This is a genomic window from Allobosea sp. Leaf344 (assembly GCF_001426225.1).
GTDB lineage: Bacteria > Pseudomonadota > Alphaproteobacteria > Rhizobiales > Beijerinckiaceae > Allobosea.
Map to the genome: position 1 here is coordinate 1,004,327 of NZ_LMRT01000014.1, position 23,451 is coordinate 1,027,777.

Below are 23,451 nucleotides of genomic sequence, written 5' to 3' on the forward strand. Positions count from 1 at the left end.
GACGATCATCCCCACGCATTGAGTCAATTGCGTGAAGGTAGCCAGACACGTCTAGAGTGCGAAACCCGGCCGGGCCGCCTCGCCCGGACGCCGCGCGGCAGCCGCCGCATTCAGCCTGGGCGCGCTCTGGCCGCGATCATGACCGGTCACGCAGTCATATTGCAGCATCGCCTCGAGCAAAATGGCCCGGTCCGTCTCATTGGCGGTCTCGAGCAGTTTCAGGGCGCGATGATAATCGAGAGGCGAGCGGATCGTGATCGAGCCCATGATGCACCTGTGCGGCGGTGAGGTCCTCCCGCGCCAACGCATCGCGGGCGCTTTGGTTCCATGGAATTTTACGGGGGCCGTGCAGCCCTAGGGCAGGCGGAACAGCGCTGCTTCGTCGGCCGTCTCGCGGAGCCCCTTATAGGAGGCGTGGCGCAGCTTTCCGTCGCCCGTCCAGCCGCGGAAGGCGATCTCCGCCGCCAGCTTCGGCCGCACCCAGACCACGCCCTTGCGCGTCATCTTCGCAGCGGGCTTGTCGGCCCTGATCCGGTCGAGACGCTGCCGCAGCGCGGTGGCCGTGGCATGGGTGAAGCCCGTGCCGACGCTGCCGACATAGGCCAGCCCGTAATTGCCCTGCGCGGCGAGCAGCAGGCCGCCCATGCCGCCCAGCGCCGCCGGGGACGGCTCATAGCCGAGGATCAGGAAGGTCTCGGTCTGGATGCACTTGATCTTGAGCCAGTCGCCGCCCCGGCCCGGACGATAGGGCGCGTCGCGGCGCTTCGCGATGATGCCTTCCAGCCCCAGCCGGCAGGCCTGGGCGAGGAACGCCGCAGGGTCGCCCTCCACCTCCTCGCTCAGCCGGATGCCGGCGCCACCCGCTCCCGCATCGAGCTCGCCTTCTAGGATCCGCCGCCGGTCGTCCTGCGGCATGCGCTGCAGGTCGTGGCCGTTGAGGTAGAGCAGGTCGAAGGCGTAGAGCACCGCCGCCCCGGCCTCGCGCCTGCCGCCCCGGCCGCCGAGCGCCGCCTGCAGGGCGCCGAAATCGGAGGCGCCGCGCGCGTCCAGCACGACCGCCTCCCCGTCGAGGATGAAGCTCGCCGCCGGCATGGCGCGCGCCGCCGCCTCGATGGTCGGGAAGCGATGCGTCCAGTCATGGCCGCCGCGCGTGATGATCCGCACCGCGTCCAGCCGCTTATGCACAGCCAGGCGATAGCCGTCCCATTTCACCTCGAAGGCCCAGTCGGGTCCCGCGGGCGGCCTCGCGCTCAGCAGGGCAAGGCAGGGCTCGACCCGATCCGGCATCGGATCGGCGAAGAGATCGACCTCGCCGGCCGGCCGGGCTCGCCCGCTGCGGACGATCTCCACGGCCGGTCCGGCGCGCAACACGCGACGCGCACACATACGCAACTCCACAACGCAACGGAGTCGCGAACCGGCGGCTGAGCGAATCGTTCCGTCTGCGGCGCCGGAGGCCTCCGGGCCGCGGCGCTCAAGACGCGGCGGAAACCCGATGCCGGGCCATGTGCTGCAGGAAATCCATCTTGCCGAGATCCAGCCCGGCCCTGCGCAGCAAAGCGTAGGCCATGGTCACGTGGAAGAAGAAATTCGGCATGATCCAGTCGCGGATATCCTCTTCGGAGGACATCGCGAACCGCACGCCATTGGGCAAGGTGAGGTCGACGGGACGCTCGGCCGGAGCCCAATCCGTCGGGCCGGCCTGATCGAGATGGGACCGCACGGCGGCGATGCGCTCCCGGACCTCCGCGAGCGAACGATAGGTCGCCTCTTCGAGAGGCAGGGTCTTCCCGGCCACCTGGTTCAGCGCCAGGAGCACCTGGTTGAGAGCGACGCGCAGTTGCAGCTCCAGCGGGAACATGTCCTCGGCCAGCCTCTCGCCGAGCACGCCGTCGGCCATCCCGGCCCGCTGGGCCTTGCCGATGAGATGATCGAGCGTGCCGAGCATGTCGGCGAAGCTGGCATGCGCCGCGTGAGCATAGGACATGGCGCCTGTTCTGGCAGAACGCGGCCTCCGGCGCCACGAAAAGCCGCCCTCGCGAGGTCACAAAATGACCACGCCGAGCGGGTCCGCTCCGAAGGTGACTCGACAAGGGAAGGACCGTGCGATGGACAAAGAGCTGGCGAAGGTGATCGCGGACTCGAACAGCGAGGCCGTCGAGCGCGCCAGGCAGGCCGCAGCCGAACCCTCCACGCTCGACAGGATCGGCGACACCGCCACGCAGCTCGACACGCTGGACCAGATCGTCGAACTCGGCGGCGTCGTCATCAGCGGCCTGCGGGCCACCGGCGATTGTATCGCCGCCATCTGCGACGCGGTGCCGACCCTTGATTAGCGCAGGCCCCGCGCCCCGCGGAGTTTCGGCTTGAAGGCGCTTCTCGCCGGCCTCTGGGCGATGAAGGCGTCGCTGTTCGGCTTCTTCGCGGCCTTCGCAGCGAGTTTCCTGAGCTTCGGCTATGTCAGCCTCGTTCTCTACGCCCTGGTCTCGCCTGTGCTGACGCAGCTCTATCCGCCGCTGGAAAGCTGGCGTGGCCCCTGGGTCTGGCCGGTCCTGGTCGGCGTCGCGATCCTCTGGTCCTTCAGTTTTCCGATCGCCGGTGTCGTCGATTTGCGGCTCGCTGCGACCCAGGCGTCGAAGCGAACCCGATGGCTCAGCTACCTCGCCATTCTCTGGCTCGGCGCGCTCGCATCCTGGCTCGTGGTGCTCGGGCTCAACTGGCCGGGCTAGCCGGTCGCAACAGGAGTTTTCCGATGCAGATTCGACATCTCCGCGTCCTGATCGGCTCTCTGGCGCTCGTGCTCGCCTCGCCCGCGATCGCCGCACCGAAAATCGTCCTGGACTACCGCAAGCCGACCGACCAGCGACCGCCGGCCGTGACGGCCGAGATTCGCGCCATGCTCGCCGGCGCCCTGCCCGGCGAGGCGAAGGATGTCACGGTGCTGGACCATCTCCGCGGCAGTTTTTCGCAGCCGGGCTTCAGCGAGGACATCTATCTCGTCGCCGACAAGGCGCCCGTCGCCGCCCAACCCTTCGCGCAAGGGCCGGCCCAACGTCTGGTCACGATCAGGGAGGGCAGGACCACCGTCTGGAGGCTGCCCGAGGAGCTGCGCTACCAGCGCATCGCCGGCATGGTCGATGCCGACCGCGACGGCCGTAGCGAGCTTTTGCTGGAAGCCGGCTTCTACAATATGGGGCAATCGACCGTCTCGGTCGATCACCTCGCGCTCGCCGCGAATGGGAGCGTCGCCATCCGGCACAGTCTCAAGGACGTCGTCACCGATGGCTGCGACAACCCCGTCGGCAAGCGCGAGAAGCGCGCGAGCACGATCGCGCTGGGTGATGACGGACAACTCGTGGCGAAGCCGTACAGGCAGCGATGCTGATGGCTGCCCCCGGCCCCGCTCGTCGGCGTGACGCGCCGGCATCGGCGGCACCTAGATCCAGCCGGTGCGCCTGAAGCGGAGATAGAGCAGCGTGCAGACGATGGCGATCACGCCCAGCCCGATATGGTACTCATGAAGCCGGCAGGGCGTCGCCGCGAAAGCCGCTCGGGCTCTACGGCGACCGAACGGTATGGGCGGCCCGCAAAGTCGTTCCGATGCACGGCTGATCGCCGGCTTTCCATGTCGCGCCGAGGTGACGTCGACAATTCTTTCGGCCGAGCCGCAACAATCCACCATTGCGGCAGTTGTCTTATCGGCACAACCGGAAGTTAGTCATGGCAATTCTCGTCCTTGTCGTCGAAGACGAGCCCATCATCCGCATGAACGCCGTCGGCATCATCGAGGACGCCGGATATGACGTCGTCGAGGCGTCCAACGCCGACGAGGCCATAACTCTGCTTGAGACGCGCCCGGATATCGGCGCGGTCTTCTCGGATATCGAAATGCCCGCAGGCTCCATGGACGGGCTGAAGCTGATCCAGGCGATCCGCAGGCGCTGGCCGCCCGCGACTCTCATCCTCGCCTCCGGCCGCGTGTCGCCTTCGGTGGCGGACATGCCCCGCGACACCGTCTTCCTCAGGAAGCCCTATACCGAGGATGATCTGATCGCGGCTCTCCCCGCCGCCGCCTAATGGGCGAGCTTCGAGGCCCTGATCCGCAGCGTCACGATCAGCCCGCCCTCGGACCAATCATAATCGATCGAGCCGCCGAGCTGGCCGGACACACTGCGTTCGACGAGGCGGCTGCCATAGCCCTTCGGCCGCTCCCCCTCCCCCACGGCCGGGCCGCCACGCTCCGTCCAGACGATCCTGATATGGTCGCCGTCATTGCCGCCGGAGATGTCGAGCTGGCCGGTGTCAGCCGACAAGGCGCCGTATTTCAGCGAGTTGGTCGCCAGCTCGTGGAAGACCAGAGCCAGCGTCGTCGCCGTCGCCTCGCCTACGCCCATGCGCGGAACGGCAACGCGGATGCGCCCGCTGAAGGCGCTCGTCTCCTCATAGGGAGACAAAAGGACAGCCACCAGATCGCCGAGCAGTGCCGCCGTCCCCTGATGTCCGGGAAGCGGGCGGACCAGATCATGCGCACGACCGAGCGCCGCCAGGCGGGCAGTCAGGTCGCTGGCCATTTCCGTGGCCGTCGTGGTGGAGCGGGACGTCAGCTGCGTCAGCCCCATCGCGATCGCCAGCAGGTTCTTGACCCGATGGCTCATCTCGCCGGCGAGGAGCTCATGGCCCTCCTCGGCCTGCTTGCGGCCCGTCACATCGAGAAAGATTCCATAGGCCAGCCCCATATGGACGGCGGCGTCGTCGCCGATGCCGCGCGCCGAGATCCAGCGGATCTCCTCTCCGACCATGATGCGGAAATCGATCTCATAGGCGCCGACGATCGCCCGCGTGGCGACGAAGGCCGCGCGGACGCGCTCGCGGTCCAGCGGGTGAACATGCGCCGACAGGTCCTCGAACGTCACCGAGTCGCTCGGCGGCAGATTCCACAGAGCGAAGCCGTGCTCGTCCATGGCGAATTTGTCGGTCGTCACATTCCACGACCAGAGCGCGACACCCGCCGCGCTGATCGCCAGGCGCAGGCTGGTTGCGCTCCAGGCGCTCGGATTGGATTGGGGCAAGGGCTGGATGTTCCTGCGAAGCGTGAGAGTGCCGTCCGATGTATCGGAAATCGACGCCATTCCCTAAGACTTTGAGGTGGAGCGCATGAGGGCGACGTGCGCCGGCGAGGAACGCGCCGAAGGCGGCTGGTCCGGGCCTGGAGATTTGCCTGCCGACATTCCTCCCCCTGAATGCTCGGAACGGGATGACCACGCCCCGGCGCCCGCACTGCACGTCGGTGCGATACCGCGTCCTGTCTCTATCGCAACTGGCTGTCTTTGCTGCCGCGGCGGTTATAGGCCGATGCGAAGGCAGGACGATCCTGTCGCGACTGACAGTCGACGCACAGCACGGCGCCGGGCATCGCGACGCGCCGTGCCTCCGGAATTTCCTGGCCGCAATGCTGGCAATGCGTCTCGCCCGGGCCGGTCGGCAGTCGAGAGCGCGCGAGCCTGACGGCATCGGACACGGAATCGTCGATCTGGTCCTGAACCGCCCCGTCCGGAGCCCAACCGCTGGCCATGACAAGTCTCCCTGGCAAATCAACGGAAACCGCCGCGGTCTGTTCCCCTCTGACCGCCACACAGAGGCAGTTGCCGGTCCGCTGAAGAGTGGAGGCCAGTCCCGCGATAAGCCGCCGTCGCGGGAGCGGCGCAAACCCGACGCTCGCGAACCGCGCAGCCACCGCCTTATCGAAACGATGAATTGGTCGGTCTGTCGGAGTGGGCGGCAGCCGGCGGTGTCGCAGCGACCTCCCGCGACCGGCCAGTCCCTGGCAAAACAATGGCGAGCCCGGCTGGATTCGAACCAGCGACCAGCAGCTTAGAAGGCTGCTGCTCTATCCATCTGAGCTACGGGCCCTTCAAGCGCGTGAGCCGCGCCTGTCTCGCTATCATCCGCACCGCGAAAGCCGCGCGGCGCCGGCCTCAATGGGTCCACTGCCCCATGCGGCCATATTTGAAATTATCGGCATAGGCCATCGCGCGCCGCTTCGGCTCGTTGGGCCTCTCGACCCGGAAAGCGATGCCGTTGCGCGTGGCGTAGGCCACCGCCTCGGCCTCGCTGTCGAACCAGAGCTTGACCTGGCTGTTCATGTCGCCGGAGGCCGTCCAGCCCATCAGCGGCTCGATCTCGCGCGGCCGCTCCGGCTCGTATTCCAGCAGCCAGCGATCGGTCTTGGCGGTGCCAGATTGCATCGCCGTGCGGGCGGGTTTGTAGATCCGTGCGGTCATGATCCGGCTCTGTACCACCTGCGTTGCATTCGCCCGCCTGCGCGGGACGGCTGAGAGAATGGTCGGGGCACCAGGATTCGAACCTGGGACCCTCTGCTCCCAAAGCAGATGCGCTACCGGGCTGCGCTATACCCCGACGACCGTTCTCTCGGCGTTGCGGTTGGCTATCACGTCGCACCCTTGCGCCGCAAGGTGAAAGCCCCCGCGCCTCCCCGTCCCGCCGCCTCCGGCCCCGGGCCTAGCGCTTGAACAGCGCGTGCTCCACCCGGTCCCCCGGCTTGATGCCGAGCGTCTCCGAGACCCCGCCATTGATCTCCAGCACCGACAGCACCGGCTCGCCGGAGGGAATGGTGCGGGTCGAGAGCGGCTCGGTGCGCTCGGCGATGCGGGCGATCGTGCCGTCGGCGCGGATGAACAGCATGTCGAGGCTGATGAAAGTGTTCTGCATCCACATCGCCACCGGCTCGACGCGCTTGAAATCGAAGAGCATGCCGCGATCGGCCGGCATGTAGTTGCGGTGCATCAGCCCCCGCGCGCGCTGCTCCGGCGTGCGCATCACCTCGACCTGGAAGAGATGGCGCTTCTCGCCGCTGACGATCGCCAGGGTCTCGAGCCCGGCGGCCGGGGCGGCCTGCGCCAGCACGGCCGGCGCGGTGAACGCCAGCGCCATCAGCGCGAGACAGGCGGCAACACAGGTTCTGACGGCGCGCATCGCTTCACTCCAGGCATCACGGCTCTCTTTAGAGCCAGTCCCGGCCCCGCACCAGAGCAGGATGGCAGCGGCTTTCCGGCGGTTTCACGGCCAGGGCGCGGCCGGGCGCGGCGGCGGGATCGCCCGCGACGGGCCGTGCCTCTTTCCTTGACCGGCGGCTTGCGGCAGGGTCGCCGCCTCACAGGAGTGACTCGCATGCGTCCGACCCTTCGCAACCTGCTCCGCGGCGGGCTCTTGAGCTTCGCGGCGGCGGCCGGGCTCGTCCAGGCGGCTTCGGCCGCCGATTTCCAGCTCGACAATCTCCGCTTCGGCGTCGGCGGCGTCTCGGTGCTGGCTCCGCGGGTCGAGGTCAAGGGCGCGACGCTGGAGCGCGACGCCTTCCGCGCCGCTCTCGACGGTTCGAGCGGCGAGCCGGCCGTCGCGCGCATGACCAAGCTCGACGCCCGCGAAATCCTGGTCCCCGAGCTCGTCATCGAGCAGACTATCGGGCCGCAAAAGCAGGTGACGCGCTATTCCGGGCTGCGCCTGCAGGATATCGCGGGCGGCAAGGTCGCCCAGCTCGAGGCCGCCAGCGGCACCCTCGCCGCCACCGGCGCGCCGACCGGCACGATGACCGGCACTTTCCGCGCCACCCGGATCGAGGCGCTCGACCTCAGGCACGCCGCCCGCGTTCTGACGGAAAGTGCCGCCCCCGGTGCGCAGGAGCCGATGCTGCCGGTGTTCGGCCGCTTCGAGCAGGATGGCTACGCGCTGGACATGGGCGCCGCCGGCAAGATCTCGCTCGGCAAGACCAGCGGCCGCGGCCTCTCGGCCAAGGTCGGCGAGCAGCCGCTGCACACGCTGTTCACGCGGCTGATGGAGCTGGCGGCCGAGCAGGAGAAGGCCGGCGCCTCGGCCAGGCCCGATCCGGAGAAGGCGGCGGAAGGGCGAAGCCTCGCCCTCGCCATGCTCTCGCTCTACGAATCGATCTCCTATGGCAGCGGCGAAAGCCGCGACCTCGCCATCGCCGTCACCGCCCCGCCCAAGCCCGGCGCGGCACCGGAGCCGGTCGAGATGAAGGTCGCGCGGATCGCCTATGGCGAGGCTGCGCCCGATCGGTCCGGCTTCGGCATCGAGGGCCTGTCCTTCGCCGGCGGCGGCGCGAAGGGCTCGATCGCCGTGATCAGCCATTCCGGCTTCTCCTTCGGCAATGTCCTCACCGAGCTGAAGGCGCTGCTGTCCCGCCCGGAGGCCGATCTCGCCCTGGAGACGCTGGACTATCGCCGCTTCATCCCGACGCTCGGCACGATCCGCCTGGCGGGGCTCTCGGTCACGGCGCCGCAGGAGGCGCGCAAGGGCCGGCCCGCGCTGCCGCCCATCACCATCGGGCTGGACCGGTTCGAGCTGAAGGCCGCCGAGCAGTTCAACGGCGTCCCCACCAGCATCGCGCTCACGCTCGACGGGCTGAAGGCGCCGGTGGTCGAGGGGCCGAACAATCCCGCGGCGAAGGATCTGCTCGCCATGGGCTACCGCATGCTCGACCTCTCGGCGAAGCTCGACCTCGCCTGGGACCAGCCCAGGAGCGAAATCGCGATCCGCAGCCTGTCGCTGGGCGGCGCCGGCATGGCCCGCTTCGAGGCCAAGGGCACGCTCGGCAACATCACCAAGGACCTCTTCGCCAGCGACGTCGCCCTCGCCCAGGTCGCGGCTCTGGGTGCGACCGTGCGCTCGCTGGACGCGACGCTGCAGAATCAGGGCCTGTTCGAGAAGCTTCTGGAGAACGAGGCGCGCAAGGCCGGCCGCAAGCCCGAGGATCTGCGGCGCGAATATGCGATGATCGCCAGCCTCGGCCTCTCGGCGATGCTCGGTCCCTCCGAGGCCGCCAAGACGCTGACCGCCGCGGTCGCCCGTTTCGTGGCGCGGCCGGGGACGCTGAACGTGCAGGCGCGGCCGAAATCCGCCGGCGGTCTCGGGCTGGCCGATGTCATCGCCCTGACCGACCCGACCGAGATCCTCGAGAAGATCGATCTGCAGGCCAATGCCGAGTGAGGATGCCGGGGCGCTGCCGCCCGAGGACGCGGCCTGGCGCCCGCCCCGGCTCGCGGCCTGGTGGGCGGGGCTGCCCTCTCACGCTCGCAGCCTCTTGCGCAGGCGGCTCAACCCGGACAACCAGACGCGCCTGCACCTGGCGCATCTGCTCGCGCGCAGGCCCGGCCAGTTCCGCATCGGCGCCTATAGCTATGGCTGTCCGAAGGTGCGCTTTCCCGAAAGCGGCGCCAGGCTGACGATCGGCCGCTATGGCTCGATCGCCGACGGCGTCGAGATCCTGCTTGGCGGCAACCACCGGACGGATTGGGCGACGACCTATCCCTTCCCCGCTCTGCCGGGCCTGTGGCCCGAGGCGGCCGGCGTTCCCGGCAGCGAGACCGGCCGTGGCGACGTCGTCATCGGTCACGACGTCTGGTTGGGCTCGCAATGCATGGTGCTCTCGGGGGTCAGCATCGGCCATGGCGCCGTCGTGGCGGCGCGCGCCGTGGTGACGCGGGACGTGCCGCCCTATGCCATCGTCGGCGGCAATCCGGCGAGGCTGCTGCGGCTGCGCTTCGACGAGGCGCAGATCGCCGCGCTGCTGGCGAGCCGCTGGTGGCGGCTGCCGCGCGAGCGGCTGCTGCCTCTGCTGCCGCTGCTGATGTCGGACCGGATCGCCGAACTCGCCGCGCTGGCAGCGCCGGACGCGACGGGATCCTCCGAAATCGATGACGTAACGTAAAATTCGGTTGTATTGTCGAGTGCGATCGACCATGGGAGCTTGCGCCTCGCGAAGGCGTCTCACCATGGCGTCGCCTCATGCACCTCTCCGCCTATGACAAGGCCTGCGTCTTCCGGGCGGCCTATCTCGCCGCCCATGAGCAATCGGAGCTGACCGTACTCGATGTCGGCTCGGCCATGGTCGAGGGGCAGGATCTCGCCAATCGCATGGCCATGGACAATCCGGCCTGGCGGATCATCGGGCTCGATATCGAGCCGGGGCGCAATGTCGATGTGGTGGTCGCCGACCCCTATGATTGGCGGGAGGTCGCGAGCGCATCGGTCGACGTCGTCACCTGCTCGGAGGTGTTCGAGCATGCGGAGTATTTCTGGATCACCATCCTCGAGATCGCCCGGGTGCTGAAGCCCAATGGCCTCGCCTTCATCACCTCCCCGGGCGGCGGGCCGCGCCACCGTTTCCCGGTCGATTGCTGGCGATTCTATGACGACGCCTTCCCGGCGCTGGCCCGCTATGCCGGGCTGAACCTGCTCGAAGCGCAGATGCAATGGGTGCCGGCCTATCGCAAGGGGATCCAGTGGCGGGATTCCAGCGCCGTGATGCAGAAGCCGGAGCGGGACGCCGCGGGCACGCTGGAGGAGACGCTGCGCCAGAGCATCGGCAGGAGCCTGCGCGGCGCCAGGCCGGCGCTGGCGGAGCTGCAGGCGCTCCTGGCCTCACCGGCGCTGCCTGCAGCGGAGGGCGGCAGCAGCCCGCTTCGCCCGCAGGAGGGACAGAACGCCTTCGCCGCGCGCGAGGCGCAGCTGCTCGCCCAAGGCAGCTCGCTGCTGATCAAGACGCGGCTGGTGCTGCGGCAGCTCCGCGAGATCAGGCGCATCGTCGCGACGCCGCTGCGGGACCTGCATCTCTGACGGAAGGCGGCCAGGCCCGCTCAGGCGGCGGCGATCAGCCGTCGCTTGAGGCCGAGCGCGGGTTTTTCCACGAGATGCCAGGACAGCCAGGCGACCGCGACGGTGACGATCAGCGCCGGCCAGAACAGCATCAGCGCGCCGGCGGCGGGAAACAGGGCGTAGCTCGCCTGCTGGATCGGCCAGCCATAGAGATAGACGCCATAGGACAGATCGGCCGAGGGCTCGCTGCGCCAGCGCGTCAGCAGCGGATCGAGGGCGAGGACCAGGACGCCCCAGGCCGTGGCGAGGTAGAGGGCGGGCTTGTAGAGCGGCGTCGGCGACAGCAGGACGAGCGCCAGGAGGACCAGTGCGAGCCCCGGCAGGGAGAGCCGCACGCGCTCCCGGAACAGATAGATCAGCCCGCCGGCCAGGAAGATCAGCGGCAGGCGCAGCGCGGTCTCGACCCCCTTCGGCCCCTCCGGCGCCACGACCTCGCGTGCCACGGCCGCGACCAGCAGCAGCCCGCCCGCCGCGAGCGCCAGCCTGGGCCGAGCCATCAGCCCGATCAGCCCGCCGACCAGCACGCCGAGATAGCACAGCGTCTCGTATTTCAGCGTCCAGACCGTGCCCATCGGAAAGGGCAGCGGGTTCCTGTCGAAGACGCCGGGCAGCGCCGAGGCGCTCTTGAAGGTGGTCAGCGTGCCGGTGATGAAGCGTCGCAGCTGCGGATCGGCGAGATAGGCGCCGAGATCGAGGCGCGTCAGCGCCGCGCCGAGGCCGAGCGCCACGACCAGCGTCGCCGCGATCAGCCCGGGCGCGATCCGCAGCGTGCGGGCGACGAGATAGTCGCGCCAGCCGCGGCGGTCATAGCTCATCGTCACGAGAAAGCCGGAGATCGCGAAGAAGCCGTTGACCGCATGCTCGCCTAGCGTGAAGCCGGTGCTCTGCGCCCAGGGCTCGTCCTCGACGCGCCCGGTGGCGACGCTGAAGGCGTGGGAGACGACGACGGCGAGCGCCAGGACGAGCCGCAGCAGGCCGAAATGATTATGTGGCCCGGTGAGGGCCTGCGCCACGCTGGCGCCACGCAATCGCGTCACGGCAGACCCTCCAGCCCTTCGCGGGCGAGGGCCGAGCGGCCCCGCATCCAGGCCAGCGCCCCGGCCGCCGAGCCGGCATGGGCCGCCATCTTCTCGCGCTGCAGGAGCAGCCCGTAGCCGGCCGCCTTGGCGAGGTTGGCGAGGATCCGCGCCGGTGACGGATGCGGCAGCCCGTATTTGCGGGCGACATAGCCCTCCGACCAGGCGAGGTGCCAGCGCGCCTTGAAGCGCCGCGCCGGCGAGGGTGCGGAGGAGCGGCCCCGCATGTGCAGGGCCACCGCGTCATGGACATGCACCAGGCTATGGCCGGCATCGCGCAGGCGGCGGCAGAGATCGTCATCCTCGTAGAACAGGAAGATCCGCGGATCGAAGCCGCCGATCCGCAGGAAGGGCTCGCGCCGCACCAGCAGACAGGCGCCGGAGAGAAAGGGCAGGCAGGCATCGCCCTCGGGCATCGCGTCGCCGCGCCCGCGGTTGAGATGCTCCGGCGAGAGCAGCGAGCGCATCGGCAGGAACAGCCGCCCCGAGGGCTCGACGATGCGCGGCGCCAGCAGCGCGGCCTCGGGATAGCGCGCGGCGGCGTCCAGCAGCGCCGCGACCATCCCGGGCTGGACCTCGCAATCCGGGTTCAGGATCAGCACGAATTCCGTGTCGCAGGCCGCGACGCCCCGGTTGTTGGCCCGCCCATAGCCTTCATTGCAATCGTTGCGCAGCAGGGTCGCGCCATGCGCGGTCGCGATCGCGCAGCTCTCGTCCCGGCTGGCATTGTCGACGACGATGGCCGGCACGCTGTCGCGCGCCAGCGCATCCAGACAGGCGGGCAGCACGGCTGCACTGTCGTAGCTGACGATGACGGCTGAGACCCTGTCGGGCGGCGGCTGGAGCATCTGCGTTTTCTGTCCGTCCGTGCTCGCGGCAGCAAGCGGAATCCGTTCGGCCGCCGCGAAAACCCCTGCGGATGCGTCAGCGCCCCGCCAGCCTCGCCAGCTCCTGCTGCACCCTCGCCCGCTCGCCGGCCCCGCAGGCTCTGGGCGCGCGATAGGCGCTCACGGCGTAGCTGCGCGAGGCCGCTTGGAACCTCGCCCGCTCGCCGCGCTCCATCTGCGCGACGATGCCGCCGCGATCGACCCGCAGGCCGCAGTCATAGCCGCGCGAGGCCTGGGCGGCCGCGAATTCCGGCGTCCCGGGCGGAGGCATCGGTGCCGACACGCAGCCCGGCAGGACGAGCAGCGACAGAGCCGCCGCACCGAGCCCCGCAAGCCGCCGCATCGCCGCCACAGGCTCAGAGCCCGTCGAAACGTCCGGCGCGCACGGCCGACATCTTCTCGCCGATCGCGACGCGCTCCTCGGACGTGCAGCGCTCCGGCCTTATCCCCTGGTTGATCGTCTGCGCCTCGGAGACGGTGACATAGGTCGAGCGCGCGCTGGCGATCTGCTCGGCCGTCGCGCCCCGCGCCTCCTCCGCCTGGAGGAAGCGGGTCAGCGTGTCACGCTTCGGCGCCCCGGCCTTGCAGGCGATGGAGCGGGAGACAAGCGTCGCCAGCTCCGTCGCACGCTGCGCGCTCGGATTGGCGGCACCGACGCAGGCCGAGAGCGGCAGGGCCAGCAGGCAGGCGAGCGCGATCGGGCGCGCCGTGATGCGGTGACGGATCATGCGCTCAGTTCTTCTCGGGCAGGTTGAGGCGGATATGCAGGTCGCGCAGCTGCCGCGGCCCGACCTCGGACGGCGCGCCCATCAGCAGATCGACAGCCTGCTGGTTCATCGGGAACAGGGCGACCTCGCGCAGATTGGTGGCGCCGGCGAGCAGCATGATGATGCGGTCGACGCCGGCGGCCATGCCGCCATGGGGCGGCGCGCCATATTGGAAGGCGCGGTACATGCCGCCGAAGCGCTCGATCACCGTCTCCTCGCCATAGCCGGCGATCTCGAAGGCCTTGACCATCGCCTCCGGCCGGTGATTGCGGATGCCGCCCGAGGCCAGCTCATAGCCATTGCAGGCGATGTCGTACTGGAAGGCCTTGATCGCCAGCGGCTCCTGCGTCTGCAACGCTTCGAGCCCGCCCTGCGGCATGGAGAAGGGGTTATGCGAGAAATCGACCCGCTTCTCCTCCTCATTATACTCGTACATCGGGAAATCGACGATCCAGGCGAAGGCGAAGGCGTTTTCGTCGATCAGCCCGAGCTCCGAGCCGACCTTGTTGCGGGCGGCCCCGGCGAATTTGTAGAATTTATCGGGATTGCCGGCGGCGAAGAAGCAGGCATCGCCGCCCTTCAGCCCCATCTGGGCGATGATCGCGGCGACGCGCTCGGGCCCGATATTATTGGCGATCGGCCCCTGCCCCTCCCCATCCTCCTTGACCATGAGATAGCCCAGCCCGGGCTGGCCCTCGCCCTGCGCCCAGGAGTTCATCCGGTCGCAGAAGGCGCGGGAGCCGCCCGCCGGCGCGGGGATCGCCCAGACGCGGTTCTTCTCGTCCTCGAGGATGCGGGCGAAGACCTTGAAGCCGGAGCCGCGGAAATGCTCCGAAACGTCCTGCATCTCGAGCGGGTTGCGCAGGTCGGGCTTGTCGGAACCGTATTTGCGGATCGCCTCGGCATAGGGAATGCGCGGCCAGTTCCGGGTAACGCTCTTGCCGTTGCCGAATTCCTCGAACACGCCGGCGATCACCGGCTCCATCGTCCGGAACACATCCTCCTGCTCGACGAAGCTCATCTCGACGTCGAGCTGGTAGAACTCGCCCGGCAGCCGGTCGGCGCGCGGATCCTCGTCGCGGAAACAGGGCGCGATCTGGAAATAGCGGTCGAAGCCGGCCATCATCAGCAACTGCTTGTACTGCTGCGGCGCCTGGGGCAGCGCGTAGAACTTGCCGGGATGCAGCCGGCTCGGCACCAGGAAGTCGCGCGCGCCCTCCGGCGAGGAGGCGGTCAGGATCGGCGTCTGGAACTCGGAAAAGCCGGAATTCTTCATGCGGTTGCGCAGGGAATCGATCACCTTGCCGCGCAGCATGATGTTGTTGTGCAGCTTCTCGCGGCGCAGATCGAGGAAGCGGTATTTCAGCCGCGTATCCTCGGGATAGTCGAGATCCCCGAAGACGGGCAGCGGCAGCTCGCCCGCAGCGCCCAGCACCTCGATCGCCGTCGCGAAGACCTCGACCGCGCCGGTCGGGAGATTGGCGTTCTCCGTGCCGGCGAGCCGCGCCTTCACCTTGCCGTCGATCCGCACGACCCATTCCGAGCGCAGGGTCTCGGCTTCCGAAAAGGCCGGCGAATCCGGATCGATCACCACCTGGGTCATGCCGTAATGATCGCGCAGGTCGATGAACAGCACGCCGCCATGGTCGCGGATGCGGTGGCACCAGCCGGAGAGCCGGACGGTGGCGCCGATGTCGCTTTCGCGCAGCGCGCCGCAGGTGTGGGATCGATAGCGATGCAGGGTCACGGGAACCGTCTCTTTTTCGAAAAACGCCGAGCGGCCGGCTTGCGGCCGGCCTCTCCGAGCGTCCGTTAGCACACTCAGCCGGGCGGCTTGTCAAGGATGGAGAGCATCATGGGCAACGCTGCGCGCAAACCAGACCTGCCATGGCGGACTCGACGCGCGGCCCCCTCCTCCGTTAAGCCCGTTTCATGAGCCTCATCACCACCACCCAGGATCTCGCCGACGCGTGCGCGCGCCTCGCGACCCATCCCTTCGTCACCGTGGACACCGAGTTCCTGCGGGAGACGACCTATTACCCCAAGCTATGCCTGATCCAGCTCGCCTCCCCCGACGAGGCCGTGCTGGTGGACCCGCTCTCGCCCGATCTCGAACTGTCGCCCTTCATGGCGCTGATGGCCGATCCCGCGGTGGTGAAAGTCTTCCACGCCGCGCGCCAGGATCTCGAGATCATCTGGATCATCGGCAGGATCATCCCGACGCCGCTCTTCGACACGCAGGTCGCCGCCATGGTCTGCGGCTATGGCGATTCGGTCGGCTACGAGCAGCTCGCCAATGATCTCGCCAAGGCGCGGATCGACAAATCCTCGCGCTTCACCGATTGGGCGCGCCGCCCGCTGACCGATGCGCAGCTGGTCTATGCCGAGTCGGACGTCACCCATCTCCGCGACATCTACCTCGCCCTCGCCGCCGATCTCGCCCAGACCGGGCGGGCGAGCTGGGTCGCCGAAGAGATGGCCGTGCTCAATTCGCCCGCCACCTACGAGGTCAAGCCGGAGAATGCCTGGCTCAGGCTGAAGGGCCGGGTCCGCAAGCAGAAGGAGCTGGCGCTGCTGATGGAGCTGGCGGCCTGGCGCGAGCGCGAGGCGCAGAGCCGCGACGTGCCGCGCCAGCGCGTGCTCAAGGACGATGCGCTGATGGATATCGTGCAGCGCGGGCCGCGCTCGGCCGAGGCGCTGGGCGAGCTGCGCTCGGTCCCCAACGGCTTCGAGCGCTCGCGGGCGGGCGGCGAGGTGCTGGCGGCGATCGAGCGTGGGTTCGCGCTGGATCCCAAGAGCCTGCCGGCGCTGGAGCGCGACCGCGGGCGCGGCGGCAATGGCGCGGTGCTCGACCTTCTGAAGGTGCTGCTCAAGGCCGTGGCCGATGCCGAGCGCGTGGCGCCGAAGATCATCGCCTCGACCGACGATCTCGAAGCGATCGCCGCCGATGACGACGCCGACGTGCCGGCGCTGCAGGGCTGGCGCCGCGGCGTCTTCGGCGAAAAGGCGCTCGCTCTGAAGAACGGCCAGCTCGGCCTGCGCATCGTCCGCGGCCGCGTCACCGTCGGCTGAGCGCCCTCCCGCCGCATTGGCGACCGGGAAGGCCGGCGGGGCTGCGCGAGCCCTCGCCCCGCGGGAACGGCTAGGTCGCCGCCTCTTCCGCCGCGCGCTTGGCCTCGCGCTTCTTCTCGACATAGCGCACGGAATGCACCGAGAGCTCGTAGAGCATCAGCATCGGCACCGCGAGCATCAGCTGCGAGATCACGTCCGGCGGGGTCAGCACCGCCGCGACCACGAAGACGAAGACGATCGCATAGCGCCGCTTGTCCTTCAGGAAGGCGGAATCGATGATGCCCGCCTGGCCGAGCAGCGTCAGGATCACCGGGAGCTGGAAGGAGACGCCGAAGGCGAAGATCAGCGTCATGATCAGCGAGAGATATTCGCTGACCTTCGGTAGCAGCGCGATGCCGGCCTGGCCCTCGGTCGCTGCCTGCTGCATGCCGATCGAGAATTTCATCAGCACCGGCATGGCGAAGAAGAACACCATCGCGGCGCCGGCGACGAAGAAGATCGGCGTCGCGGCGAGATAGGGCGCGAAGGCCTGGCGCTCGTTCTTGTAGAGCCCCGGCGCCACGAATTTGTAGATCTGCGTGGCGATTACGGGAAAGGCGAAGAAGCCGGCGCCGAAGGCCGCGATCTTGATCTGCGTGAACAGATATTCGAGCGGCGCGGTATAGATCAGCTGCACGTTGGCGCCCGGCCCCGCCGCCCAGACATAGGGCAGGACCAGCAGATTGTAGATCTGCGTCGCGAAGGCGAAGCAGACGAAGAACATCACGAGAAAGGCGATCAGCGAGCGGATCAGCCTCGAGCGCAGCTCGATCAGATGGTCGATCAGCGGGGCACGGGACGCCTCGATCTCGTCCTCGCCCTCCCGCGTATTGACGACGCTCATGCCGTGCTCCCGTCTTCGCCGGCGGCCTGTTTCGGCTTGCGGGCACGCTTGGCCCTGGGGGCCGCTTCCGGCTGGGGCTCGGGCTCCGGCGCGGCGATCGGCGCCGGCTCGATCACGATCTCCGGCAGCGGCTCGGGCCCCGGCAGCTTCGCCAGCAGCGCCTCCGCCTCCTTCAGCGCGACATCGTCGGCGCCGGTCGGCAGCGGGTCCGCCAGCGCGTCGGAGGGCCGGAAATCATCCATCGGCTTGAAGCCTTGCGGCGGCGCCGGGTTGATCGCGGTGGAGTCCGGGTTGATCGCGGTGGAGACCGAGCCGCCGACCTCCTCGACCTGCTTCTTCAGATCATGGAGCTCCGCCTCGCGCATCGCCTCGTTGAACTGGCCCTGGAACTCGCCCGCCATGCGGCGCAGCTTCCCGACCGTCTGGCCCACGGCGCGCATGGCTTTCGGCAGGTCTTTGGGGCCGATCACGACGAGCGCGACGGCCCCGATCAGCATGAACTCGCTCCAGGCGATGTCGAACATCGACGGTTCGTCCTCTCAGCCTCCCGCCATGGCGGGCAGGACGGCCTCAGGCCTTGGTCTCGGCCTTGGCCGTCGCGGCTGCGTTGCTGGCCGCGGTATGGTCGATCACCTTGGGATCGACCGGAGTCGTCGCCGTCGGCGGCGTCTCGTCCTCGGCCATGCCCTTCTTGAAGGACTTGATGCCCTTCGCCACGTCGCCCATCAGCTCGGACACCTTGCCGCGCCCGAACAGCAGCATCACGACGACGCCGACGACGATCCAGTGCCAAATGCTCACGCCACCCATGGCGACCTCCTCCAAATTCTCTGCGGCAGCCAAGGGCTTGAAAAGCCCCGGGTCAGGTCCGACGATTTCGCGGAACCTATGTGTCCCCCGCCGGGAACACAAGGACTTCGTCGGTCAGGATATCGACACCGACATCATCCCCCTCGCGCAGCGGCCCCGCCAGCGACAGCCGCGCGGTCAGCGGCCGGTCGAAACCCGGCACGACGAGCTGGACATGGTCGACCTCGCCGAGGAAGCGCCGCGTCACGATGCGCCCGGGCAGGCAGAACCCCGCCGCCTTGAGCCGGATGGCGTGCGGGCGGATGCAGACCACGGCCCGCGCGCCTTCCGCCAGCCCGCGCGCCGGGAACCGGCCGACGGGCGTATCCACCGCCCCGCGCAGCACCTGCCCCTCGATCTCGGTGAAGTCACAGAAGAATCGGGCGGCGAACAGGCTGTTGGGCTGGCGATAGAGCGTCTCGGCGGTGCCGATCTGCACGATGCGGCCATGGCGCATCAGCACGATCCGGTCGGCGATGCGCATGGCATCCTCCGGATCATGCGTCACGATGATCGAGGTCGCCCCGGTCTCGTGCAGCAGCGCCGCCGTCTCGTCGCGCACCACGTCGCGCAGCCGCCGGTCGAGATTGGAGAAGGGCTCGTCCATCAGCAGCACGCCGGGCCGCGGCGCGACCGCCCGCGCCAGGGCGACGCGCTGCTGCTCGCCGCCCGACAGCATATGCGGATAGGCGTCGACGAGCTCGCCGAGCCCGACGCGCGAGATCGCCCGCATCATCGAGGCCTCGGCCGAGCGCTCGTCCAGCCCGCGCAGGCCGAAGCGGACATTCTCGCGCACGGTCAGATGCGGAAACAGCGCGTAATCCTGGAAGACCAGCCCGACGCCGCGATTCTCCGGCTCGATGAAATGCTCTGCCGAGGAGACGTCGCGGCCCTCCAGCAGCACCCGCCCCTCGCTCGGCCGCTCCACCCCGGCCGCCAGGCGCAGCAGCGTCGTCTTGCCGCAGCCGGATTGGCCGAGCAGCGCCACGATTTCCCCCGGCTCGATCGAGAGCGTGACGTCGTTGAGCGCGGTGACCTCGCCGAAGCGCTGCGTCACCCGCTCGAAGCCGAGCGCCATCGGGATCGAGGCGCCGGCCGTGCCGCGCCGCCCCCAACTCAACCACCGCGCCACGCTCTCGCTACGAACCACCCGCTCGGCTCCGCTCTCGTCTCGCAGCCATCAGGGTGATGGGCGAGCCTCCGCTACTCCTCCGCCCTGTGCGGTGCGGCGTCGCCATCGTCAAGCGGCGTGAACAGATCGCCGAGCGGATCCTCGTCCGCCCGCAGCCCCGGATCATCGTCGGGGACCGGCACCGTCATGTCGCGCGTCAGCCGGCCCTCGATGATGCCGGCGCCCTTCAACTCCTCGAGCCCGGGCAGATCGTCGATGCGCTCGAGCCCGAAATGCTCGAGGAAACCCGGCGTCGTGCCGAAGGTGACCGGCCGCCCGGGCGAGCGTCTCCGCCCCCTGAGCCGCACCCATCCCGCCTCGAGCAGGATGTCGAGCGTGCCGCGCGCGGTGGCGACGCCGCGGATCTCCTCGATCTCCGCCCTGGTGACCGGCTGGTGATAGGCGATGATCGACAGGATTTCGAGCGCCGCCCGCGACAATTTCCGCGGCGGCTCGGCCTCCGCGGCCAGGAGATAGCCGAGATCCGGCGCGGTCCGGAAGGCATAGCCCCCCGCCACCGCCTGGAGATTGACGCCGCGCGGCGCATAGAGCGCCGTGAGCCGCGCCAGCAGGCGCTTTATGTCGAGCCCGGCCGGGACGGAGCGCGCCAGCTCCTCGGCGCCGAGCGGCCGCGCGGAGGCGAACAGCAGCGCCTCGACGATCCGCAGCCCCTGGGCGAAGGCGTCCTCCTCCTCGCCGGGCTGCCCGTCCCCCGCTACCTCGGCCACATCCGCCTCGCGCATCACAGCGGCAGGCTCGGCGGGCGGGCGGAGCGGCGGCGCAGATAGAGCGGCGCGAAGGCCGTGTCCTGGCGCAGATCCAGGACGCCTTCCCGCACCATCTCCAGCATCGCCGAAAGCGCCGAGGCCTTGACCGTCGCGCTCATCGCCTGGAGCGGCAGCCCATGCGCCGCCATGTAGCGGGTGAGATAGGGGTCGATCTCGGTCCAGTCCCCGGCCTCGCCGACCAGCCGCTGCAGCGCCTCGCGGGCCTCGACCAGCGACCAGACCAGCCGGTGACCGACCGAGATATGGCCCTTCACCTGCTTCTGCCGCTGCTGGGCATAGGCCGCCAGCAGATCGTAGAGCTCCGCCTCCCAGACCGGCCGCGCGCCAGCGATGACCGCTTCCGGCGCGCCGCGGGCGAAGACGTCGAGGCCGAGCCGCTGGCGCGAGGCGAGCTTGCGGGCGGCGGCGCGGATCGCCTCCAGCCGGCGCAGGCGCAGCGCCAGGGAGGTGGCGAGATCGGCGGCGCTCGGCTCCTCCCCGCGCGGCGGTTCCGGCAGAAGCAGGCGCGATTTGAGATAGGCGAGCCAGGCCGCCATCACGAGATAATCGGCGGCGAGTTCGAGCCGCAAGGCGCGCGCCTCCTCGACGAAGACGAGATATTGCTCGGCCAGCGCCAGGATCGAAATGCGGTGGAGATCGACCTTCTGCCGGCGCGCCAGGTCGAGCAGCAGGTCGAGCGGCCCCTCATAGCCGTCGACATCGACCATCAGCGCCGCCTCGCCCTCGCGGCGCGGCCCGTCCTCCTCGAACGGCAGCTCAGCGTTCATGCCGCCCGCCCCCCTGTCCAAGCGCACGCTCCCGGCCCCGTTCCCGCGCCGCCGGGTTCGGCCCGGCCGGCGGGAACCGGGAGATCGCGCGATGCCGCAGCCCCGCGCCAAACTCCGATGTTCAGCCCGCCAAGGCAAGCGCCGCGGCGATCCGCGCCCGGGCGTCCTCCCTGTCCAAAGGCTCCGGCACGTGCCGGATCCGCGCCAGCGCCATCGTCGCCCGCCGCGCCCGCGCCCCGGTCATGGCCGGCACCGCGCCGGCGACGGCGACCATTTCCTCCATGATGCCGTGGCAATGCAGCACCAGATCGACCCCCGCCCGAATCGCCGCGCGCGACTTCTGCGCGAAGCTGCCGGACAGCGCCTTCATCGAGATGTCGTCGGTCATGATCAGCCCGTCGAAACCGAGCTCGCCGCGCATGATCTCCTGCACCACCTTGCGCGAGATCGTCGCCGGCCGCTCGTCCAGCGCCGTGAACACGACATGCGCCGTCATCGCCAGCGGCATGTCGGCCAGATGGCGGAAGGGCCGGAAATCCTGCGCCCGCAGCTCGGCGAGGGAGGCATCGACCACCGGCAGATCATGATGGCTGTCCGCCCGCGCCCGGCCATGCCCCGGCATGTGCTTGATCACCGGGAGGACGCCGCCGGCCAGGAGGCCCTCGGCCGCGGCCCGGCCCAGCCGCGCCACCTCGTCGGGATCATGCGCATAGGCGCGGTCGCCGATCACGTCATGACTGCCCGCCACGGGGACGTCGAGCACCGGCACGCAGTCGACATCGATGCCGACCGCCTTCAGATCATGCGCCATCAGCCGGGCCGAGAGCCTGACCAGCTCGCGCCGCTCGACCGGGTCGTTGACCGCGAGAAAGCGCCGCGCCGCGGGATAGGCCGGCCAATGCGGCGGCCCCATGCGCTGCACCCGCCCGCCCTCCTGGTCGATCAGGATCGGCGCGTGCCAGCCGACACAGTCGCGCATCTGCGCCGTCAGCGCCGCCACCTGCTCGGGATCGCTGGTGTTGCGCTTGAACAGGATGAAGCCCCAGGGGCGGGCATCCCTGAAGAAGGCCCGTTCGTCGGGGGTGAGGCTCGTGCCGAGGCAACCGGCGATGAAGGCGCGCGAGGTCATGCGGCAGGCCTAAAGCAACCGGGCCGAAAGGGAAATCCGCTTCTCGACGATCCGGCGCGCCAGGGCCGGTCGGCCCGTGGCGCGCCAAGCGGATCAGCGCATCTGCTGCGACATGTTCGCGTTGAAGGCGTCGAAGGGCAGCTCGGCGATGCGGAACCAGAGCTGCTCCTTCTTCCAATAGGGCAGCCAGGAATCATAGAAGGTCTTGAAGGCAGGGTTGCTGGCGGCGAGCTCCGCATAGAGCGCCATCGCCTCCTTGAACGCCGCCTGCATCACCTCCTGCGGGAAAGGCCGCAGCTCCGCGCCGGACGAGACCAGCCGCAGCAGCGCATCGGGATTGCCATGGTCGTATTTCGCGACGCAGAGCGCATTCGCCTCGGCACAGGCCGATTCGAGCACCGCCTTGTAGCTCGGCGGCAGCGCGTTCCATTTCTCCAGATTGACCAGGAAGCTGACATTGGCGCAGCCCTCCCAGAAGCCGGGATAATAATAATATTTGGCGACGCGCTGGAAGCCGAGCTTCTCGTCGTCGAGCGGCCCCGAGAACTCGGCCGCGTCGATCGTGCCGCGCTCGAGGGCGGGATAGATGTCGCCGCCGCCGATCTGCTGCGGCACCACGCCGAGCTTGCTGAGGATGCGGCCGCCGAGCCCGGCGATGCGGAACTTCAGCCCCTTGAGATCCTCGACGGTCTTGATCTCCTTTCGGAACCAGCCGCCCATCTGCGCGCCGGTATTGCCGGAGGGGATGGTGAACAGGTTGTGCGTCTTCATGAAGGCGCGGCACAACTCCAGCCCGCCGCCCTGGTAGAGCCAGGCCGCGTTCTGCCGGGTGTTCAGCCCGAAAGGCAGCGAGGTCTCGAAGGCGAAGGCCGGGTCCTTGCCGATATAGAAGCTCGACAGCGTGTGGCTGCATTCCACAGTGCCGTTCTGGACGGCATCGAGCGCCTGCAGCGCCGGGACGATCTCGCCGGCCGCGAAGACCTGGATCTGGAACTGCCCATCCGTGGCCTCGGCGACGCGCTTGGCGACATGGGTCGAGATGCCGAACAGCGTGTCGAGGCTCTTGGGATAGCTCGAGGTCAGCCGCCAGCTGATCTTGGGCTGCGACTGCGCCAGCGCCGGGCTCACGATGGCGGGCGTGGCGATGGCTGTGCCCGCGGCGGCCGCGCCTGCGGCTGCCGTGACGAAATGGCGACGATCCATGGTGCTTCCTCGTTTGTCTCGGACGCCGGCTCGCCTCGGAGCGGGAGCGTCGGCGCGACAGGAGGCTACTCCCGCCGCGCGAGCGGTTGAAGCGCCTGCACGCAGCCGGCGCATGCGTCGCCGGCATTGCGGGCGCCCGGCGCTGGCCCGCCACGCACAAAAACGCCCCG

At 69.1% G+C, this 23,451-nt stretch carries 28 protein-coding genes and 2 tRNA genes; 8 read left to right on the forward strand and 22 right to left on the reverse strand.

What is annotated here, in order from left to right; genetic code table 11:
* Positions 1-51: 51 nt before the first annotated feature.
* From ASG72_RS16575 to ASG72_RS16585, 3 genes are all read right to left on the reverse strand, one after another.
* Positions 52-267 (reverse strand): hypothetical protein, encoded by a 216-nt coding sequence (locus tag ASG72_RS16575; RefSeq protein ID WP_056714281.1) that lies wholly within the window; start codon positions 265-267, stop codon positions 52-54.
* 87 nt (positions 268-354) lie between these two features.
* Positions 355-1,386: a non-homologous end-joining DNA ligase gene (gene ligD, locus ASG72_RS16580; RefSeq protein WP_056714283.1), complete on the reverse strand. Its 1,032-nt coding sequence runs from the start codon at positions 1,384-1,386 to the stop codon at positions 355-357.
* Positions 1,387-1,474: 88 nt separating this feature from the next.
* On the reverse strand, positions 1,475-1,987 hold the full coding sequence (locus ASG72_RS16585) for a DUF1993 domain-containing protein (RefSeq protein ID WP_056714286.1): 513 nt from the start codon (positions 1,985-1,987) through the stop codon (positions 1,475-1,477).
* A 121-nt stretch (positions 1,988-2,108) separates the two neighbouring features.
* Between ASG72_RS16585 and ASG72_RS16590 the strand changes: the two genes are divergently transcribed.
* From ASG72_RS16590 to ASG72_RS16605, 4 genes are all read left to right on the forward strand, one after another.
* A complete protein-coding gene (locus tag ASG72_RS16590; RefSeq protein WP_056714289.1) occupies positions 2,109-2,336 on the forward strand; it encodes a hypothetical protein in 228 nt (75 codons plus the stop codon).
* Between the two features lie 30 nt (positions 2,337-2,366).
* A complete protein-coding gene (locus ASG72_RS16595; RefSeq protein ID WP_056714292.1) occupies positions 2,367-2,729 on the forward strand; it encodes a hypothetical protein in 363 nt (120 codons plus the stop codon).
* 23 nt (positions 2,730-2,752) lie between these two features.
* The gene (locus ASG72_RS16600; protein WP_056714295.1) at positions 2,753-3,385 is read left to right on the forward strand and encodes a hypothetical protein; all 633 of its coding nucleotides are present in this window, start codon (positions 2,753-2,755) and stop codon (positions 3,383-3,385) included.
* Positions 3,386-3,720: 335 nt separating this feature from the next.
* Positions 3,721-4,077, forward strand: coding sequence for a response regulator (locus ASG72_RS16605; RefSeq protein WP_056714297.1), 357 nt, complete (start codon positions 3,721-3,723; stop codon positions 4,075-4,077).
* Here the strand turns inward: ASG72_RS16605 and ASG72_RS16610 are convergent.
* From ASG72_RS16610 to ASG72_RS16630, 6 genes are all read right to left on the reverse strand, one after another.
* Positions 4,074-5,069: a sensor histidine kinase gene (locus tag ASG72_RS16610; protein ID WP_056714300.1), complete on the reverse strand. Its 996-nt coding sequence runs from the start codon at positions 5,067-5,069 to the stop codon at positions 4,074-4,076. The genes ASG72_RS16605 and ASG72_RS16610 overlap by 4 nt on opposite strands.
* 239 nt (positions 5,070-5,308) lie before the next feature.
* Positions 5,309-5,572 carry a DksA/TraR family C4-type zinc finger protein gene (locus ASG72_RS20435; protein WP_082540401.1) on the reverse strand — a complete coding sequence of 88 codons (264 nt, stop codon included), beginning with the start codon at positions 5,570-5,572 and terminating at the stop codon, positions 5,309-5,311.
* A 261-nt stretch (positions 5,573-5,833) separates the two neighbouring features.
* Positions 5,834-5,910 (reverse strand) — tRNA-Arg (locus ASG72_RS16615).
* A 65-nt stretch (positions 5,911-5,975) separates the two neighbouring features.
* Positions 5,976-6,281 (reverse strand): ETC complex I subunit, encoded by a 306-nt coding sequence (locus ASG72_RS16620; protein ID WP_056714303.1) that lies wholly within the window; start codon positions 6,279-6,281, stop codon positions 5,976-5,978.
* 59 nt (positions 6,282-6,340) lie between these two features.
* Positions 6,341-6,417, reverse strand: a tRNA-Pro gene (locus tag ASG72_RS16625).
* A 102-nt stretch (positions 6,418-6,519) separates the two neighbouring features.
* Positions 6,520-6,951, reverse strand: coding sequence for a DUF192 domain-containing protein (locus ASG72_RS16630; protein ID WP_244488850.1), 432 nt, complete (start codon positions 6,949-6,951; stop codon positions 6,520-6,522).
* Positions 6,952-7,188: 237 nt separating this feature from the next.
* On the opposite strand from ASG72_RS16630, the gene ASG72_RS16635 reads away from it, so the two are divergent.
* From ASG72_RS16635 to ASG72_RS16645, 3 genes are all read left to right on the forward strand, one after another.
* Positions 7,189-9,021 (forward strand): hypothetical protein, encoded by a 1,833-nt coding sequence (locus tag ASG72_RS16635; RefSeq protein WP_056714309.1) that lies wholly within the window; start codon positions 7,189-7,191, stop codon positions 9,019-9,021.
* Complete coding sequence (locus ASG72_RS16640; protein WP_082540402.1) at positions 9,011-9,742, forward strand: CatB-related O-acetyltransferase; 732 nt, start codon at positions 9,011-9,013, stop codon at positions 9,740-9,742. The genes ASG72_RS16635 and ASG72_RS16640 overlap by 11 nt, the downstream gene beginning before the upstream one ends.
* Before the next feature lie 77 nt (positions 9,743-9,819).
* Positions 9,820-10,650, forward strand: a complete 831-nt coding sequence (locus tag ASG72_RS16645; protein ID WP_056714311.1) for a class I SAM-dependent methyltransferase — start codon at positions 9,820-9,822, stop codon at positions 10,648-10,650.
* Positions 10,651-10,670: 20 nt separating this feature from the next.
* Here ASG72_RS16645 and ASG72_RS16650 read toward each other — a convergent pair whose 3' ends face one another.
* From ASG72_RS16650 to aspS, 5 genes are all read right to left on the reverse strand, one after another.
* Positions 10,671-11,717 (reverse strand): acyltransferase, encoded by a 1,047-nt coding sequence (locus tag ASG72_RS16650; RefSeq protein ID WP_244488851.1) that lies wholly within the window; start codon positions 11,715-11,717, stop codon positions 10,671-10,673.
* Between the two features lie 5 nt (positions 11,718-11,722).
* Positions 11,723-12,613, reverse strand: a complete 891-nt coding sequence (locus tag ASG72_RS16655) for a glycosyltransferase family 2 protein (protein WP_056714316.1) — start codon at positions 12,611-12,613, stop codon at positions 11,723-11,725.
* 76 nt (positions 12,614-12,689) lie between these two features.
* Entirely contained in the window at positions 12,690-12,995 is a 306-nt protein-coding gene (locus tag ASG72_RS16660; protein ID WP_056714319.1) for a hypothetical protein, read from the reverse strand.
* A 13-nt stretch (positions 12,996-13,008) separates the two neighbouring features.
* Positions 13,009-13,380 carry a hypothetical protein gene (locus ASG72_RS16665; RefSeq protein ID WP_056714322.1) on the reverse strand — a complete coding sequence of 124 codons (372 nt, stop codon included), beginning with the start codon at positions 13,378-13,380 and terminating at the stop codon, positions 13,009-13,011.
* A gap of 4 nt (positions 13,381-13,384) precedes the next feature.
* A complete protein-coding gene (gene aspS, locus ASG72_RS16670) occupies positions 13,385-15,160 on the reverse strand; it encodes an aspartate--tRNA ligase (RefSeq protein WP_056714914.1) in 1,776 nt (591 codons plus the stop codon).
* Positions 15,161-15,351: 191 nt separating this feature from the next.
* Between aspS and rnd the strand changes: the two genes are divergently transcribed.
* The gene (rnd, locus tag ASG72_RS16675) at positions 15,352-16,491 is read left to right on the forward strand and encodes a ribonuclease D (RefSeq protein WP_056714325.1); all 1,140 of its coding nucleotides are present in this window, start codon (positions 15,352-15,354) and stop codon (positions 16,489-16,491) included.
* Positions 16,492-16,561: 70 nt separating this feature from the next.
* Here the strand turns inward: rnd and tatC are convergent, their stop codons facing one another.
* The 8 genes from tatC to ASG72_RS16715 form a co-directional block, all read right to left on the reverse strand.
* Complete coding sequence (tatC, locus tag ASG72_RS16680; RefSeq protein WP_056714328.1) at positions 16,562-17,374, reverse strand: twin-arginine translocase subunit TatC; 813 nt, start codon at positions 17,372-17,374, stop codon at positions 16,562-16,564.
* The gene (tatB, locus tag ASG72_RS21150; RefSeq protein WP_056714330.1) at positions 17,371-17,898 is read right to left on the reverse strand and encodes a Sec-independent protein translocase protein TatB; all 528 of its coding nucleotides are present in this window, start codon (positions 17,896-17,898) and stop codon (positions 17,371-17,373) included. The genes tatC and tatB overlap by 4 nt, the downstream gene beginning before the upstream one ends.
* 46 nt (positions 17,899-17,944) lie before the next feature.
* Entirely contained in the window at positions 17,945-18,184 is a 240-nt protein-coding gene (locus ASG72_RS16690) for a twin-arginine translocase TatA/TatE family subunit (protein ID WP_056714917.1), read from the reverse strand.
* Between the two features lie 76 nt (positions 18,185-18,260).
* Positions 18,261-19,373 carry an ABC transporter ATP-binding protein gene (locus ASG72_RS16695; protein ID WP_056714334.1) on the reverse strand — a complete coding sequence of 371 codons (1,113 nt, stop codon included), beginning with the start codon at positions 19,371-19,373 and terminating at the stop codon, positions 18,261-18,263.
* 53 nt (positions 19,374-19,426) lie between these two features.
* The gene (gene scpB / locus ASG72_RS16700) at positions 19,427-20,137 is read right to left on the reverse strand and encodes an SMC-Scp complex subunit ScpB (RefSeq protein WP_056714337.1); all 711 of its coding nucleotides are present in this window, start codon (positions 20,135-20,137) and stop codon (positions 19,427-19,429) included.
* Positions 20,137-20,949: a ScpA family protein gene (locus tag ASG72_RS16705; protein WP_056714340.1), complete on the reverse strand. Its 813-nt coding sequence runs from the start codon at positions 20,947-20,949 to the stop codon at positions 20,137-20,139. The genes scpB and ASG72_RS16705 overlap by 1 nt, the downstream gene beginning before the upstream one ends.
* Positions 20,950-21,070: 121 nt before the next feature.
* Complete coding sequence (gene nagZ, locus ASG72_RS16710; protein ID WP_056714343.1) at positions 21,071-22,078, reverse strand: beta-N-acetylhexosaminidase; 1,008 nt, start codon at positions 22,076-22,078, stop codon at positions 21,071-21,073.
* A 93-nt stretch (positions 22,079-22,171) separates the two neighbouring features.
* The gene (locus ASG72_RS16715; protein WP_056714346.1) at positions 22,172-23,281 is read right to left on the reverse strand and encodes a TRAP transporter substrate-binding protein; all 1,110 of its coding nucleotides are present in this window, start codon (positions 23,279-23,281) and stop codon (positions 22,172-22,174) included.
* Positions 23,282-23,451: the final 170 nt, after the last annotated feature.

What these genes read in the sequence shown, in the direction of transcription:
- ASG72_RS16575 (WP_056714281.1), bottom strand. Translation starts at nt 267, where the DNA reads ATGGGCTCGATCACGATCCGCTCGCCTCTCGATTATCATCGCGCCCTG.
- ligD (WP_056714283.1), bottom strand. Translation starts at nt 1,386, where the DNA reads ATGTGTGCGCGTCGCGTGTTGCGCGCCGGACCGGCCGTGGAGATCGTC.
- ASG72_RS16585 (WP_056714286.1), bottom strand. Translation starts at nt 1,987, where the DNA reads ATGTCCTATGCTCACGCGGCGCATGCCAGCTTCGCCGACATGCTCGGC.
- ASG72_RS16590 (WP_056714289.1), top strand. Translation starts at nt 2,109, where the DNA reads ATGGACAAAGAGCTGGCGAAGGTGATCGCGGACTCGAACAGCGAGGCC.
- ASG72_RS16600 (WP_056714295.1), top strand. Translation starts at nt 2,753, where the DNA reads ATGCAGATTCGACATCTCCGCGTCCTGATCGGCTCTCTGGCGCTCGTG.
- ASG72_RS16605 (WP_056714297.1), top strand. Translation starts at nt 3,721, where the DNA reads ATGGCAATTCTCGTCCTTGTCGTCGAAGACGAGCCCATCATCCGCATG.
- ASG72_RS20435 (WP_082540401.1), bottom strand. Translation starts at nt 5,572, where the DNA reads ATGGCCAGCGGTTGGGCTCCGGACGGGGCGGTTCAGGACCAGATCGAC.
- ASG72_RS16620 (WP_056714303.1), bottom strand. Translation starts at nt 6,281, where the DNA reads ATGACCGCACGGATCTACAAACCCGCCCGCACGGCGATGCAATCTGGC.
- ASG72_RS16630 (WP_244488850.1), bottom strand. Translation starts at nt 6,951, where the DNA reads ATGGCGCTGGCGTTCACCGCGCCGGCCGTGCTGGCGCAGGCCGCCCCG.
- ASG72_RS16635 (WP_056714309.1), top strand. Translation starts at nt 7,189, where the DNA reads ATGCGTCCGACCCTTCGCAACCTGCTCCGCGGCGGGCTCTTGAGCTTC.
- ASG72_RS16640 (WP_082540402.1), top strand. Translation starts at nt 9,011, where the DNA reads ATGCCGAGTGAGGATGCCGGGGCGCTGCCGCCCGAGGACGCGGCCTGG.
- ASG72_RS16645 (WP_056714311.1), top strand. Translation starts at nt 9,820, where the DNA reads ATGCACCTCTCCGCCTATGACAAGGCCTGCGTCTTCCGGGCGGCCTAT.
- ASG72_RS16655 (WP_056714316.1), bottom strand. Translation starts at nt 12,613, where the DNA reads ATGCTCCAGCCGCCGCCCGACAGGGTCTCAGCCGTCATCGTCAGCTAC.
- ASG72_RS16660 (WP_056714319.1), bottom strand. Translation starts at nt 12,995, where the DNA reads ATGCGGCGGCTTGCGGGGCTCGGTGCGGCGGCTCTGTCGCTGCTCGTC.
- ASG72_RS16665 (WP_056714322.1), bottom strand. Translation starts at nt 13,380, where the DNA reads ATGATCCGTCACCGCATCACGGCGCGCCCGATCGCGCTCGCCTGCCTG.
- rnd (WP_056714325.1), top strand. Translation starts at nt 15,352, where the DNA reads ATGAGCCTCATCACCACCACCCAGGATCTCGCCGACGCGTGCGCGCGC.
- tatC (WP_056714328.1), bottom strand. Translation starts at nt 17,374, where the DNA reads ATGAGCGTCGTCAATACGCGGGAGGGCGAGGACGAGATCGAGGCGTCC.
- tatB (WP_056714330.1), bottom strand. Translation starts at nt 17,898, where the DNA reads ATGTTCGACATCGCCTGGAGCGAGTTCATGCTGATCGGGGCCGTCGCG.
- ASG72_RS16690 (WP_056714917.1), bottom strand. Translation starts at nt 18,184, where the DNA reads ATGGGTGGCGTGAGCATTTGGCACTGGATCGTCGTCGGCGTCGTCGTG.
- scpB (WP_056714337.1), bottom strand. Translation starts at nt 20,137, where the DNA reads ATGCGCGAGGCGGATGTGGCCGAGGTAGCGGGGGACGGGCAGCCCGGC.
- ASG72_RS16705 (WP_056714340.1), bottom strand. Translation starts at nt 20,949, where the DNA reads ATGAACGCTGAGCTGCCGTTCGAGGAGGACGGGCCGCGCCGCGAGGGC.
- nagZ (WP_056714343.1), bottom strand. Translation starts at nt 22,078, where the DNA reads ATGACCTCGCGCGCCTTCATCGCCGGTTGCCTCGGCACGAGCCTCACC.
- ASG72_RS16715 (WP_056714346.1), bottom strand. Translation starts at nt 23,281, where the DNA reads ATGGATCGTCGCCATTTCGTCACGGCAGCCGCAGGCGCGGCCGCCGCG.